Raw genomic sequence first — 13,455 nt, 5'->3', positions numbered from 1 at the left:
CCTCTTCTTGGGCCTTGCCTTCCGGGCGGGCGCTGCGGATGCGGCGGCTCTGACGTGGGCACTGGGAGGTCGTGGACGACCGCGACTTCACGGCGTACGGCGCCTCCCACCTCGGCGCCGTGCTGGTGCTCGTCCTGGGCATCGTCGTCCTCCTCGCCGTGGGCAGGCGACTGCGCGACCCGGGCGACCTGCTCGGCAAGACTCTCGCCGTCTTCCTCGCCCTCGCCGTCCTGCCGTTGCAGCTCCTCTACTTCACGCCGGGCTACTGGAACCCCGTCCGGACGCTGCCCGTCCAGCTCTGCGACGTCGCGGCCGTCGTCGCCGTGGTCGCGCTGTGGACCCACCTCCGGTGGGCTGTGGCGCTGACGTACTTCTGGGGGATCACGCTCACCACCCAGGCCGTCATCACGCCGGACCTCTCCACCGACTTCCCCGACCTGACCTTCCTGCTCTTCTGGGTCATGCACATCGGCACGGTGTGGGCCGCGGTCCACCTCACCTGGACGCGCGGGATCCACCCGGACTGGCGCCGCTACGGCGTCGCCGTCGCCGTCACCGCCGTCTGGGCGGTGGCGGTCTTCTGCCTCAACCTCGCGATCGGCTCCAACTACGGCTACCTCAACGCCAAGCCCGGCGCCGCCACCGCGCTCGACCTGCTCGGCCCCTGGCCCTGGTACGTCCTCGCGGAGGTCGCCATCATTGCGGCGGTGTGGGCGCTGATGACGTGGCCGTGGGTAGGGCGTGAGGCACCTGCGCCGCAGGACTCGCGCGATCACCCCCCGAGACCCCGCCTGGCGCCGTAGGCTCCGCTCGTGGCGTTCCGACTGACTGACGGTCCCGGTCGGGGTCCACACCCCACCGAGGTGGCCGGCTACGAGCGCGCACGGACACTGGGGCTGCTCCCGTCGGTCCCGGCCGAACCCCCATCGCCTGTGGTCTTCAGCTCGATGAAGGCCATGTGGGGATTCGTCGCCTTCACCTTCGGCATGTTCCCGTTCATGCCGTTGGCGGACGGTCCCATCATCGTCATCCCAGTCCTGCTGGGCTTCACTGGCATCGTGGCCGGCATCCTGGTGACGTCGCGACTCCAGCTCCGGGAGTTCGAAGCCGGCTACGCCCGCATCGAGCTGATGATCGGGTCCGCCGTCGGCCGGAGGATTCGCTTCCAGGGCGCCGCCGGCGTCGCGTCCGGTCCGGAGTGGGACCTCCGCGGGCTCTGGCTGCTCGACCGCCACGACCGGCCGGTCCGGCCGCCGGTCGAAGGCGTCATGCCGCCCGGCTACTACCCCTCTCCCAGCCGGCCCGGCCAGCTGGAGTACTGGACCGTTCGCGACTGGACAGAGGCCTACCAACAGCCGGCCGTGCCGTTCCTGGAGACGCCGACCTCGACGTGACTACCCTCAGCGCATGAGCTCTCCCGTCACTCCGAGCACCGGCCAGTGACGGTGTCCGCGCCGCTCTCGCTGCCCCAGCTCCTGGAGCGACTGGCGAGGCTGCTGGCCAGTCCGGGACGAGTGGTGCTCGGGATCACCGGGCCGCCGGGTGCCGGCAAGTCCACGCTCGCGGAGATGCTGCTCGCCCACCTGCGCGCCAACCTCGGATCCGACGCGGTCGGCCACCTGCCGATGGACGGCTTCCACCTCGCCGACGTGCAGCTCGACCGGCTCGGCAACCGCGATCGCAAGGGAGCGCCGGACACCTTCGACGTCGACGGCTACGTCGCGGCCCTGCAGCGCCTGCACGACCGACCCGACCGCACCCTGTTCGTGCCGAGCTTCGAGCGGGACCTCGAGCAACCCGTTGCCGCCGCGATCGCCATCGAACCCTCGATGCGGCTGGTGATCACCGAGGGCAACTACCTCCTGCTGTCCGGTGGCGGGTGGGAGCGCGTACGCCCCCTGCTGGCCGAGACGTGGTTCGTCGAGGTCGACCCGGACGTGCGACGGGACCGGCTGGTGCGTCGGCACGAGCAGTTCGGCAAGTCCCCGGCCGACGCTCGCGCGTGGGTGGAGCGCAGCGACGAGGCCAACGCGGCGGTGGTGGGTGGCACCCGCGACGCCGCGGACGTGGTCGTACGCCTCGACCGGCTCTGATGGGTCGATCCACCCATCTCCTCGCCCGCCGGAGATGGGTGTCCCGCCCGACGCGCGGAGAGGCCTCGCCGAAATAGCGTCGCTGCATGGACACCACAGACATGCACACCACAGACATCGACACCGTGATCATCGGCGCCGGCCAGGCCGGACTTGCGACCGGCTACCACCTGCAGCGCCGCGACGTCCCGTTCGTCATCCTCGACGCGGCCAGCCGCGTCGGCGACAACTGGCGCCGCCAGTGGGACAGCCTCCGCCTCTACTCCCCCGCCCAGTTCGACAGCCTCCCCGGAATGCCGTTCCCCGCTGACCGGTGGACCTTCCCGGGCAAGGACGCCGTGGGCGACTACCTCGAGACCTACGCCCGCACCTTCGCCCTCCCGATGCGCCTCGAGACGCGGGTGCAGGCCCTCGACCGCGACGCGGACGGGTACGTGGTGACGACCAACCGCGGACGGTTCACGTGCCGCAACGTCGTCGTCGCAACGGGCACGTTCGGCCGGACCCCCCTCGTCCCCGAGGTCGCCGGAGCGCTCGACCCGACCATCCTCCAGCTGCACTCCAGCGAGTACCGCCGCCCCAGCCAGCTCAACGACGGGCCCGTGCTGGTCGTCGGCGCGAGCCACTCCGGCACCGACATCGCCTACGAGCTGGCCGAGACGCACCCGGTGATCCTGGCCGGCCGTGACTGCGGCGAGATCCCGCCGCGGCTCGGGTCCCCGGCGTTCCGGATGGCCTTCCCGGTCCTGCTGTTCGCCTGGAAGCACGTCCTCACCCGGCGCAGCCCGATGCGCGACAAGCTGAAGGAGGAGCTGCGCCGCCACGGTGGCCCGATGCTCCGCGTGAAGCGACGCGACCTGCTCGAGCGCGGGGTCGAGCGCGTCACCACCCGGGTCGAGGAGTCGCGCGACGGCAGGCCCGTCGTCGACGGCACGCCCCGCGACGTGGCCACCGTCGTGTGGGCGACCGGCTTCCGCCAGGTCTTCGACTGGATCCACCTGCCGGTCCTCGGCGAGGACGGCTGGCCGCGGGAGGTGCGCGGCGTCGTCGCCGACGCTCCCGGGCTGTTCTTCTGCGGGCTGGCCTTCCAGTACTCGTTCAGCTCGATGCTCATGACCGGCGTCGGCCGGGACGCGGCCTTCGTCGCCGACCGGGTCGCGGCTCGGTCCCGCACGCGGGGGAAGCCTGTCGCGAGCCGTTCCGCGGCCGCCTGAGCGGCCGTACGCTCGGAGTGGAGGTGGGCGCGATGGACGTGGCCGGCGACGTGGACCGTGCGCGTCAGGCGTACGAGCGCGGCGACTGGCCGGAGGCGTACGACGCCTGGTCGGGGACCGACCTCGCCCGCCTCACGGCCGCCGACCTCGACGACTTCGCGACCGCGGCCGAGCTGCTCGGGCACCACGACACGACAGTGCTCGCGCTGCAGCGGGAGTTTCGGCTGCACGAGGATGCGGGGGATCCCCGAGGGGCCGTACGCGCGGCCGTCCGGCTGGCGATGAGCTGCGTCACCCACGGGGAACCCGCCCTCTTCTCCGGATGGTCGGCCCGGGCCGAGGCGCTGCTCGACGAGGTGGGCGCGGACTCCGCCGAGGCGGGCTGGATGGCCTTCGCGCGGATGTTCGGTCACCTCGGCCGCGGCGAGATCCCGCAGGCGTCACAGCAGGCCGACCTGGCCACTGACGCGGGGCGCCGGCACCGCGACCCCGACCTCGTGGCGATGGGGCTGACCGGCCAGGGGCGGCTGCGGCTCTACACCGACCGGATCCCGGAGGGCCTCGCCTGCCTCGACGAGGCGATGGTGCGGGTGATCGCCGGCGAGTGCACGCCGATCATGGCCGGACACGTCTACTGCACCGCGATCGAGGGCTGCCAGGAGATCAGCGACTTCGGCCGCGTCGCCGAGTGGGCCTCCGCCCTCGAGCGGTGGTGCTCCGCGCAGCCCGGGCTGCTGCTCTTCACCGGCCAGTGCGCCCTGCACCGCGGCCAGCTGCTCCGCGTGCGCGGGGACTGGGCCGGCGCTCTCGATGAGCTCTCGCGCGCCGCCCAGCGCTACGTCGAGGTCGGGTCGCCGGATGCCATCGGGCTCACTGCCCGCGAGTCCGGCGACGTCCTGCGCCTGCGCGGCGACCTCGACGCAGCCGACGCTGCCTACCAGCGCGCCGCCGACCACGGCTGCGACCCGCAGCCGGGACTCGCCCTGCTGTGGCTCGCGCGCGGGCAGGGTGCGGCGGCGCTGGCCGCCATCGAGCGGTTGCTGGAGGAGACCATGGGGGCCGTGGGGCGGTGCCGCATGCTGCCCGCCGCGGTCGAGGTGTTCCTCGCGTCGGGACAGGTGGACCGAGCGCGCGCGGCCGCCGACGAGCTGACCTCCCTGGCCTGCTCGGAGCCCCTGACTGCGATGGCTGCCGAGTGCTCCGGCGCGGTCGAGCTCGCCGCGGACGACCCGGCGGGTGCCCTGCCCTTCCTCCGCAAGGCCGGCCAGCTCTGGGTGCGTGGCCACGCGCCGTACGACGCCGCCCGCGTCAGCGTCCTCCGAGGCCGTGCGCTCGCCCGGCTCGGCGACGCCGACGCCTCGCGTCGCGAGCTCGAGGCCGCGCGCGACTGCTTCCGCCGGCTCGGCGCCCGACCCGCGGCCGACGAGGTCTCTGCCTTGCTCGCCCCGGCATCCGCGCCGTCCGGACTCACCGCCCGCGAGATCGAGGTGCTCCGCCTGGTCGCGACCGGCCGCACCAACCCCCAGATCGCGGCCAGCCTCGTGCTCTCGGAGAAGACGGTCGCCCGCCACCTCTCCAACATCTTCACCAAGCTCGACGTGTCCTCCCGCACCGCCGCGGCGGCGTACGCGTACGAGCACGGGTTGGTCTGAGGGCTGTCGCGCATACGTGCCACGCGCGGTGAGGGTGGCCAGGCCCACCCTCACCGCGCGCGTACGACCATCTCGACTCCTCAGCCGAGCACGCCTCCGATCGTGATCACGCCGTCGGGGTCGTAGGTCCGGATGGCCCGGCGAAGCCGGGCGAGGGTCAGCTCGTCGTAGGCGTCGACGTACTCCTCAGGCGTGAACGTGAAGTTCGGCAGCCGGTGCTCCCCCACCCACGGCGCCACCGCGTCGAGGATCGCGGCCGCGTGGTCCTCCACCCCGGGGATCTCCGAGATCCCGACGATGAGCAGCGAGTACGCCGCGGCGCGCGAGGCGAAGGCGCTCGGGTGCTCCCCCGGACGCGAGAAGGCGCCGCCCAGCTGGCGTACCTCGACCAGGATCTGCGGCGACGCCACTCCCGGACCGGTGAGGGCGAGCAGGGCGTCCGCCGCCTCCTGCGGGAAGTCCGTGAGCACGTTGCCCGCCTCGTACGCCGGGGTCGGGTCAAGCGGGTCCGTGTGGACCGAGTCGATCGCGGTGTAGGGCTTGTCGGCCACGTCGTCGAGGATCACGGGAGCGGCCGCACGCATCGCGGCGAACCAGCGCTCCCCCTCGTCGGCGGACCCCGTCCAGACGTAGCGCACCGAGAGGGTCAGCCGACCGGCGAGCATCGGCGGCACCCCCTCCATGTCGGGCAGCTGGAACAGCGCGAAGGACGTGGTGCCTTCCTCGGGCAGCTCGGCCGACCAGGCACGCCAGGTGTCGATGACGGCCGGCGCGTCCGAGCCGTCGAACCACAGCGAGCCGCCGTAGAAGGTCGGCTGGTGGACCAGGTCGAACTCGATCGCCGTGATGATGCCGAGCATCCCCTTGCCACCACGCAGGGCGAAGAAGAGCTCCGGGTGCTCCGTCGGCGTCACCCGCCGGAGCACGCCGTCGCCGGTGACGACCTCGATGGCGCGCACCTTGTCGATGGCGAGCCCGTAGGTGCGGGCCATCGGCCCGAGTCCACCGCCGGTGGTGTAGCCGACGATGCCGACGTCGGTGATCGATCCCGAGAGAGGCGCCAGGCCGTAGGGCGCGGCTGCCTCCACGACCTTGAGCCACTTGACGCCGGCTCCGGCGCGGGCCCAGCCCTCCTCCGGGTGGATGACGACCTCGTCGAGCCCCTTCGTGGTGACGAGGAGCTCCGTGGTCAGGGCGGCCATCGGGCCGTGGCCCGTGGCCTGCGGCGTCACGCGGATGCCGTGCCGGGCCGCGAACTGCACGGCGTCGACGACGTCCTGGGCGTCGTGGGCGGCAAGGACGGCTGCGGGCCGGACCGGGATCGCGAGGTTCCACGGCGAGACGAGGGCGTCGTACGCCTTGTCGCCGGGCACCGCGACGGTGCCGATCGTGAGTGCGTCCAGCTCCGCGAACGGGGCGCCGTGCTCGGTGCTGGTCTGTGCGATGGTCATGCTTCCCTCCGGGTGTGTGACGTGTCGTCGTTGACCCCACGAAGGTGCACCCGGGCGGTTGAGGCGGACTTGCGTCCGACTTGAGGATCGGTGCGGAATCAGTCGTCCGCGGCCCGTTGAGGTGCCACAAACAGTCCATTCGGGTCCACGGACCGACGGATTCGAAGGAGCCGGTCGTACGACGCGGCCGACCACCCACGACGGGCGGCGGCCTCGTAGGCCATCGACAGGTACGCCGCGCTCGATGTCCAGGGGGCGAGCGAGTCGAGGACCCGCGTCGCGTCCTCGCGCACGGCACTCCACCCGGTGCCCACGTCGAGCCCGACGCCGAGCACCAGGAAGGATCCGTCGAGGTGGTCCATCGCGCCACTGCGAGGGGCGGGCCGCGCGAGCGCGCCACCGAGGTGGCGCAGCTCGACGAAGAGCAGCTCGCTGCCGGACCCGGGGCCGGCCGACGCGACCAGGGCGTCCACTGCATCCGCGGGAAGGCCGTGGACGAGGACGCTGTTGGCGTGGACCGCGGTCGGCTCCTGCGGGTCGAGCTGGAGGTGGGCGATGTCAGTCGCGGGCACCTGCGCGAACGTGTCGATCTCTGGCCGCAGCGCGCGCAGCGGGGCGAGGGTGCGAGCACCCGTCTCTTCATCGCCCTCCATCACCGCGTCGAGCAGGACGAGCTGCCGGCCGCGCAGCTGCGCGGGCAGCGCGTCCACATCGGGCACCTGGAAGATCCGCGCCACGCTCGTCACCGCCTCCGGCGCGTCCGCGGCCCACTCGCCCCACGCGGTGAGGACGCTCCGGGCGTGCCGCCAGTCCCAGCCGAGCATCCCGGCGTGCACCGTGCGGATCGGCAGCAGGTCGAACTCCAGCGACGTGACGACCCCGAAGCCGCCACTGCCGCCGCGGGCGGCCCACAGCAGGTCGGAGTTCTCGGTCTCGGTGGCGCGCACGCACGTCCCGTCCGCCAGCACCAGCTCGGCCGCCGTGATCGCACTGCACTGCAAGCCGTGCTGGCGGGCGTACCAGCTCACGCCACCGCCCAGCGAGGACCCGACGACGCCCACACCCGGGCTCGACGTGTGCCTCGCGGCAAGCCCGACGCGGCCGGCCCGCGTGATGACGTCGCCCCACAGCACGCCGGCGCCGACCCGCGCCGTACGGCTCGCGACGTCGACCTGCAGCCCCGTCATGGCCGAGGTGCGCAGGAGGACGGCGTCGCCGAGCCGACCCGCGAGCGGCGGGGCGCCGTGACCGGTGCCCTGCGGCGCGACCCGGAGGCCCGATGCCGCCGCGGCCCGCACGATCCGGCTGACCTCCTGCGGATCGGCGGGGTAGGCGACCGCCGCCGGACGCTCGTCCACCTGGAGGTTCCAGGGCATCCGCGCCTCGTCGTAGAGGGGATCCCCCGGCAGGTGGACGGCACCGCCGGCCAGCCCGCGCAACGCCTCGGCGTCGGCGGTGGGGAGGGATGTGGACTCCGGCACGGTCACCACCTCACGGTCTGGCACCAGCATGGCCCGGGAGACTTGAGGACGACTTGAGCCGACGGCTCATGCGTTGGTGCAGCAGCGCGCGCTCGCCGGCCGGGATGTCGGCGTGGATCGCGTCGCGCACCAACGGGTTGACGAAGTCCAGCGGCTGCCGGTCGAGGAGGATCTCGCTGCGGGTCAGGACGTCGATGGCCGCCGCGACGTCCTCCTCCGGACGCTGCGCCAGGTCGGTGACACTCATCAGGTCGGCGTCCGGGCCGAGCACCGCCACCGCGTGGGCGACCGTCGCGACCGTCGCCGGCATGCGCCGCAGGCGGAGCGTCACCAGGGACGTGACCGCACGCGACCCCACCGCCCTGACCGTGTCGACGTGTGCCGTGTCGGGCGGGACCCCTTCGTCCGCCAGGGCGCGCAGCAGCTGGCGCAGGAGCAGCGGGTTGCCCGAGGTCATCCGGTGACAAGCGGCGACGAACGTGTCCGCGCCTCGACCCAGACGATCGGTCACGAGGAGTGCGGTGGCCTCCTCGGAGAGGGGCGCGGGGCGCAGCACCGAGACCGACTCGTCCCCGGCGAGCCAGGTCAGCAGGTTGTCAGCGTGGTGCGGCTCGCCGGTGCGCATGGCGAGCACCACCAGCACAGGAAGACCGTCGAGACGCTTCACCAGGTAGGCGAGGAACTGGAGAGAGGGCTCGTCGCTCCACTGGATGTCGTCGACGCACAGCACCAAGGGGGCGGTCTCGGCCAGGTTCGTCGTGACCTCGCAGAGCCCGCGGAGCACGGCGAAGCGCTCCTCCCGGCGCAGTACGTCGTCGACCTCGGCCCCGAAGAGCTGCCGGACCACCCCGAAGTCGAAGTCGTGCTCCAAGGCGCTGCTCCGGGCCGACCTGACCGGTACGTCGGCGCCGGCCGCCAGCCGGCGTACCTCCTCGAGCAGGCGGGTCTTCCCGATGCCGGCGGGACCCTCGATCAGCAGGCAACCCGACACTCCGTCGCCGAGCTCATCGATCGCGGTGCGCAGGACGGCCAGCTCGCGTTCGCGGTCCACGAGCCCGTCGGGCGTCCGTGGCCGCGGCACGAGCCGGGTCGCGTCCCGCGCCGCGGAGGAAGTGGGGGCATCGAGATGCGGCGACTGCGCGAGGACCTCCGCCTCGAGCGAGCGCAGGGCGGGACCCGGGTCGACGCCGAGCTCGTCGGCGAGCACCGTGCGTGCCCGGCGCAGTGCCTCGAGTGCCGCGGCCTGACGGTGCGCCCGGTAGAGCGCGACGGTGAGGAGGCGCCAGCGCTCCTCCCGGAGCGGGTCGTCCTTCACGAGGGCTTCGAGGTCGCCGATGACGAGCTGGGCCTCCCCCAGCTCGAGACGGGTCCGGAGGAGGCTCTCGCGGGCCACCTCCCGCAGCTCCGTGAGCCGGGCGATCTCCGCCTCCGCCCACGCCTCTCCCGCGTAGTCGGCGTAGGCAGGTCCTCGCCACATCCTGAGCGCGGTGTCCAGGGTGCACACCGCCTCCCCCGGCGCCTGGCCTGCCGCCGACTCGACCGCCGTCTCGAAGGCCCACGCGTCGACGGCGTCGGGCGGCAGCCGCAGCACGTAGCCCGGACCGGCGCGAGCGATGACCCCGTCGCGGTGCCGGGCCGTCGCGTCGGGCTGGAGCCGCCGGCGGAGGTGGCTCAGATAGGCCTGCAGCGCTCCGGAGGCGTCGGCGGGAGGTCGGTCGCCCCACACGCAGTGGACCAGCCGATCGGCCGGGACCACCTGGTCGCGCAGGAGGACCAGCCCGGCCAGCACGGCGCGCTGACGCCGCCCGCCGAGGTCCACGACCGCGCCGTCCCGCGTGGCCGTGAGCTCGCCGAGCACGTGCAGCTGAAGTCCCTGGTCTCCGTCCACCCACTTCCTCGCATCGCCTTCGTCGAGGGTAAGTCGGAGCGCTGATTTTGGGCAGGCGGACTCGGCGCTGCTCTAGCCCGCGTATGGGTCGTCCGCCCCACGCGCGGCTCTTGACGAGATGCATGGTTCAGCCGATGCCGGCCGCCGGCCGGACCCCTAGCGTCGAGACATGGACACGACCCTGCCGATGCTCGCGGGAATGGTCTCCACGACCATCTTCGCCGGCAGCGTGCTGCCGATGCTCCACAAGGCGCTCCGCACGCGGGAGCTGTCGTCCTACAGCCTCGGCAACATCGCGCTGGCCAACGTCGGCAACGCGGTGCACTGCGTCTACGTCTTCAACCTGCCGCCCGGACCGATCTGGGTCCTGCACACGTTCTACGTGATCACGTCGGCGCTGATGCTCTACTGGTATCTCCGCGGTCGGCAGGTGCAGCGTGACCCCAGCCCGGCACCCGCGGCGCTCCGATGACCGCCCGTGCGCGGGCCCGGGCGGCCGCGGACCGGATCCCGCTGCCGGCCGAGACGCTCGTCGGCGTGCTGGTCGGCGTCGTGCTGCAACGAGCACGACCGTGGGCCCTCCCGGCCGGCGCTCGGCCCATTGGTGCTGTGCTTTCGCTCGGCGGCCTGGCACTTGTGGTGGCCGCGGTGCGGGAGCGGGGACCGGGGTCCCTGGAGGAGCCTTCGACGTTGGTCACCACGGGGGTGCACGGGCTCTCCCGCAACCCGATGTACGTCGGCTGCACGGTCGTCCAGCTCGGCCTCGCCGGGGTGACCCGGAACGGCTGGATGCTGACGGCGGCTCCGGTGAGCGCGGTGCTGCTGCACCTGTGGGTGCTGCGCGAGGAACGATGGCTGCGGGAGCGGTTCGGGACTGCGTACGACACCTACCGGGCGCGGGTTCCTCGGTACCTGTGACCGCCGGCGGTTCCCGGTGCCGTCAGCCGTCCAGAAGGTCTCGAGCAGCTTGAGCGCACGACCGCCGAGCTCGACCTCACCGCGGGTCTTGCTCACTGTGGAGTCGGGTCCAACGGCCCTATGAGCCGCTCGCGCGTCGCACTAGCGTCGTTGACGAGGGAGGTCACGATGGGTGAGCGGACGAGCAGCACCGCCTCGGGCCAGGCGGGCAACGCCATCTACGGCATCGGCATGTTCGGCGCGTGGGTGTACTTCTGGATGCAGGCGGACGGCTTCTGGCAATCGTCTGGCCGGCCTTCGCCGTCTACTACGGGCTTGGCGCCCTGGGCGCCTGACGACGAAGGCCAAGCCGAGCGGTCTAGACCCACCTGACGCCCCTGTCACCGCCCCCCTCACGGGCGTACATTCAAGGACTGCCCTCCCACCCCCCGATCCCGAGAGGTGGGTGACCCCACCGAGGAGGAGCAGCGTGTTCATCCAGATCATCCAAGGCAAGTGCACGCGCCAGCAGGAGCTCCACGAGCACCTGGACACGTGGCGCAACGAGCTCAGCTCCGGAGCACCGGGCTGGCTCGGAGGGACCTACGGGTTCACCGACGACGACATGTTCGTGGGCGTCGTCCGATTCGAGTCGCGGGAGTCCGCGATGTCCAACTCCGGCAGACCCGAGCAGGACGCGTGGGCCGCCCGCATGATGGAGCTCTTCGACGGGCCTGTCGAGTTCCATGACTGCGAGGACGTCACCCTCCTGTTGGACGGCGGGTCCGACAGCGCGGGCTTCGTCCAGGTCATCCGGGGCCGGGTCGACGACGTCGACCGACTCAGGTCGATGATGTCCGCCGACACCGAGTCGCTGCACCAGATGCGACCCGAGATCATCGGCGGCACCCTCGCCATCGAGCCGGACGGCACCTTCACCGAGACCGTCGCGTTCACCAGCGAGGAAGCGGCGCGGCACGGGGAGCAGCTCGAGCCGCCGCCCGAGGTGAGGTCCGACCTCGAGTACGCCATGGCGGACGCGCAGTTCTACGACCTGCACCGCCCTTGGTTCGAGTCTCGCTGAGAAAGTCTGTCGGTCACTGGGCTCTCGGGAGCCCTGGCCGGCGCGGCGCTGCTGCACCAGTGGTGGTGCGCGAGGAACGGTGGCTGCGCGAGCGGTTCGGGACGGCGTACGAGACCCACCGGGCGTGGGTTCTAGGAACGAGCCGCTTTCGCGCGCAGGTAAATGCGTCATGCTCGCCTCGTGCGCATAGGGACGTGGAACCTCGCTGGACGTTGGTCCGAGCAGCACCGTGATCTGATACTGGAGGCCGACTGCGACCTCTGGCTCTTGACCGAGGTCAACGAGCGCACATGCCTCCCCGGCTACTCGGTGCATCTGTCGCAGTCACTGATGGCACCGCGCCGGCGTTGGGCAGGGATCGCCAGCCGGCTGTTGATGACCTCGAGCCCCGACCCGCACCCGGCGAGCGCTCAGGTGCGCGTCGGTTCGACGACGTACGTCAGCTCGATCCTGCCGTGGAAGGGGTGCCGATCCCTGCCTCCCTGGACCGGGGAGAGTCACGCCGACAAGACCCGCAACACAGTCGACGACCTGCTCGTACGCCTTCGCGCTGCCGACTCCTTGGTGTGGGGTGGCGACTGGAACCACGCCCTGACCGGCAAGGAGTACGTCGGCTCGCAAGGAGGGCGTGGCGCCGTGGTCGGGGCTCTCGACGCACTCGGCCTTCGATCGGCTACTGCTGACCTGCCGCACGCGATCGACGGCCTGCTGACCATCGACCACGTGGCCGTGCCAGCTGGTCTCCGGGCCGTGGCGTCACGGATTGACGTGACCCATGAAGGCAAGCGCCTGTCCGACCACGACGCCTACGTGGTCGAGGTCGCTCTCTAGAGGCAAGCCTTCAGCCGAGCCCGAGCCGCCTCGCCACATCCCCGCCGGCCACGCGCCGTACGGTCTCGGTCCCCGACCACCACGAGCTCGTCGGTAGCGCGGGACATCCCGACGTAGAGCCGCTCGCGTGCGCGGTCGCGTGACCCGTCCTCGTTGAGGCACAGCACGACCGCCCGGCGCTCGAGGCCCTTGCACCCCAGCACGTGGCCGTAGAAGACGTCGTCGTCCCAGTAGGTGCGCCAGTAGCCCTCCTGATCGTGGAAGTCGGTGCGCTCGACCTGAACGGGGTGGCGGTGACCGGTCGTCAGCAGCGCGACGTTGCGTGGCTCCCAGCCCTCCTCCAGAAGCGCGTCTACCGCGTCATCAGCCGCTTCGAGCGCATCCTCCGGCGGCGAGGAGACGAACCGCACGGCAGGTCCGACACCTCTACGTGAGTACATCCGGCTCGGCGCCAGCGGCCCGAACGACTCGTGGATCTGGCGGGTGTTGCGCATGTTGTGGTTCAGCACCAGCGGGACCAGTGCCACGGGCGGCCGCCCGAAGCGGGCGAAGATGCGCTGGTTCTCGTCGGAGTAGACGAACAGCCCGCCCTTCTCCTCGTCCCGCAGCGATCGCAGCACCGGGGTCCACCATGAGTCGGCGAAGTCCTGCGCCTCGTCGACGATGACAGCGTCGTACTTCTGCTTGTCCGGCAACCCACCGGCGAGCTCGGCCATCTCGGCAGGCAACCGCTCTTCCCAGAACTCACTGTCCGTGCGATCCCCTTCGGCTGGGCCCCACTGCTGGCCGAAGGCGTGGAAGGTGGCGACGAAGGCGGGACGGTGCTTAGGTCCCACGCATCAACTCTGCAACAGCTGGACCGCG

Annotated in this window: 14 protein-coding genes; 10 read left to right on the top strand and 4 right to left on the bottom strand. The window is 71.9% G+C overall.

From position 1 onward, the window contains the following. Positions 1 to 71: 71 nt before the first annotated feature. From J3P44_RS01935 to J3P44_RS01915, 5 genes are all read left to right on the top strand, one after another. The gene (locus J3P44_RS01935; protein ID WP_255888540.1) at positions 72 to 803 is read left to right on the top strand and encodes a YwaF family protein; all 732 of its coding nucleotides are present in this window, start codon (positions 72 to 74) and stop codon (positions 801 to 803) included. A gap of 9 nt (positions 804 to 812) precedes the next feature. Continuing rightward, on the top strand, positions 813 to 1,394 hold the full coding sequence (locus J3P44_RS01930) for a hypothetical protein (RefSeq protein WP_255888539.1): 582 nt from the start codon (positions 813 to 815) through the stop codon (positions 1,392 to 1,394). 45 nt (positions 1,395 to 1,439) lie between these two features. After that, entirely contained in the window at positions 1,440 to 2,093 is a 654-nt protein-coding gene (locus J3P44_RS01925; RefSeq protein WP_255888538.1) for a nucleoside/nucleotide kinase family protein, read from the top strand. Positions 2,094 to 2,179: 86 nt separating this feature from the next. Next, the gene (locus J3P44_RS01920; protein WP_255888537.1) at positions 2,180 to 3,307 is read left to right on the top strand and encodes a flavin-containing monooxygenase; all 1,128 of its coding nucleotides are present in this window, start codon (positions 2,180 to 2,182) and stop codon (positions 3,305 to 3,307) included. Between the two features lie 32 nt (positions 3,308 to 3,339). Next, positions 3,340 to 4,959, top strand: a complete 1,620-nt coding sequence (locus tag J3P44_RS01915; RefSeq protein ID WP_255888536.1) for a LuxR family transcriptional regulator — start codon at positions 3,340 to 3,342, stop codon at positions 4,957 to 4,959. An 80-nt stretch (positions 4,960 to 5,039) separates the two neighbouring features. On the opposite strand, the gene J3P44_RS01910 is transcribed toward J3P44_RS01915, so the two are convergent. The 3 genes from J3P44_RS01910 to J3P44_RS01900 all read right to left on the bottom strand — a co-directional run bounded on the left by J3P44_RS01910 (position 5,040) and on the right by J3P44_RS01900 (position 9,779). After that, complete coding sequence (locus J3P44_RS01910; protein ID WP_255888535.1) at positions 5,040 to 6,410, bottom strand: FAD-binding oxidoreductase; 1,371 nt, start codon at positions 6,408 to 6,410, stop codon at positions 5,040 to 5,042. 98 nt (positions 6,411 to 6,508) lie between these two features. Beyond that, entirely contained in the window at positions 6,509 to 7,891 is a 1,383-nt protein-coding gene (locus tag J3P44_RS01905; protein ID WP_255888534.1) for an FAD-binding oxidoreductase, read from the bottom strand. A gap of 10 nt (positions 7,892 to 7,901) precedes the next feature. Beyond that, positions 7,902 to 9,779, bottom strand: a complete 1,878-nt coding sequence (locus J3P44_RS01900) for an ATP-binding protein (protein WP_255888533.1) — start codon at positions 9,777 to 9,779, stop codon at positions 7,902 to 7,904. A 169-nt stretch (positions 9,780 to 9,948) separates the two neighbouring features. Between J3P44_RS01900 and J3P44_RS01895 the strand changes: the two genes are divergently transcribed. The 5 genes from J3P44_RS01895 (at position 9,949) to J3P44_RS01875 (ending at position 12,591) form a co-directional block, all read left to right on the top strand. Beyond that, the gene (locus J3P44_RS01895) at positions 9,949 to 10,251 is read left to right on the top strand and encodes a hypothetical protein (RefSeq protein ID WP_255888532.1); all 303 of its coding nucleotides are present in this window, start codon (positions 9,949 to 9,951) and stop codon (positions 10,249 to 10,251) included. Then, positions 10,248 to 10,697 carry a methyltransferase family protein gene (locus J3P44_RS01890; RefSeq protein WP_255888531.1) on the top strand — a complete coding sequence of 150 codons (450 nt, stop codon included), beginning with the start codon at positions 10,248 to 10,250 and terminating at the stop codon, positions 10,695 to 10,697. The genes J3P44_RS01895 and J3P44_RS01890 overlap by 4 nt, the downstream gene beginning before the upstream one ends. A gap of 168 nt (positions 10,698 to 10,865) precedes the next feature. Further along, positions 10,866 to 11,069, top strand: coding sequence for a hypothetical protein (locus J3P44_RS01885; RefSeq protein ID WP_255888530.1), 204 nt, complete (start codon positions 10,866 to 10,868; stop codon positions 11,067 to 11,069). Between the two features lie 97 nt (positions 11,070 to 11,166). Beyond that, positions 11,167 to 11,760 carry a hypothetical protein gene (locus J3P44_RS01880; protein WP_255888529.1) on the top strand — a complete coding sequence of 198 codons (594 nt, stop codon included), beginning with the start codon at positions 11,167 to 11,169 and terminating at the stop codon, positions 11,758 to 11,760. A gap of 375 nt (positions 11,761 to 12,135) precedes the next feature. Further along, entirely contained in the window at positions 12,136 to 12,591 is a 456-nt protein-coding gene (locus J3P44_RS01875) for an endonuclease/exonuclease/phosphatase family protein (RefSeq protein ID WP_255888528.1), read from the top strand. On the opposite strand, the gene J3P44_RS25355 is transcribed toward J3P44_RS01875, so the two are convergent. Then, positions 12,588 to 13,427: a DEAD/DEAH box helicase gene (locus tag J3P44_RS25355; RefSeq protein WP_255888527.1), complete on the bottom strand. Its 840-nt coding sequence runs from the start codon at positions 13,425 to 13,427 to the stop codon at positions 12,588 to 12,590. The two genes, J3P44_RS01875 and J3P44_RS25355, sit on opposite strands and share 4 nt — an antisense overlap. Positions 13,428 to 13,455 lie beyond the last annotated feature (28 nt).

This window comes from Nocardioides astragali (assembly GCF_024436375.1).
Classification (GTDB): domain Bacteria; phylum Actinomycetota; class Actinomycetes; order Propionibacteriales; family Nocardioidaceae; genus Nocardioides; species Nocardioides astragali.
Note: the sequence above shows the minus strand (reverse complement) of the source record. Positions and strands in the feature narration are given on the sequence as shown.

Bases quoted from the DNA above. Each gene is read 5' to 3' on its own strand.
- J3P44_RS01885 (WP_255888530.1), top strand. From the start codon at position 10,866: ATGGGTGAGCGGACGAGCAGCACCGCCTCGGGCCAGGCGGGCAACGCC.
- J3P44_RS01910 (WP_255888535.1), bottom strand. From the start codon at position 6,410: ATGACCATCGCACAGACCAGCACCGAGCACGGCGCCCCGTTCGCGGAG.
- J3P44_RS01890 (WP_255888531.1), top strand. From the start codon at position 10,248: ATGACCGCCCGTGCGCGGGCCCGGGCGGCCGCGGACCGGATCCCGCTG.
- J3P44_RS01915 (WP_255888536.1), top strand. From the start codon at position 3,340: ATGGACGTGGCCGGCGACGTGGACCGTGCGCGTCAGGCGTACGAGCGC.
- J3P44_RS01895 (WP_255888532.1), top strand. From the start codon at position 9,949: ATGGACACGACCCTGCCGATGCTCGCGGGAATGGTCTCCACGACCATC.
- J3P44_RS01920 (WP_255888537.1), top strand. From the start codon at position 2,180: ATGGACACCACAGACATGCACACCACAGACATCGACACCGTGATCATC.
- J3P44_RS01875 (WP_255888528.1), top strand. From the start codon at position 12,136: ATGACCTCGAGCCCCGACCCGCACCCGGCGAGCGCTCAGGTGCGCGTC.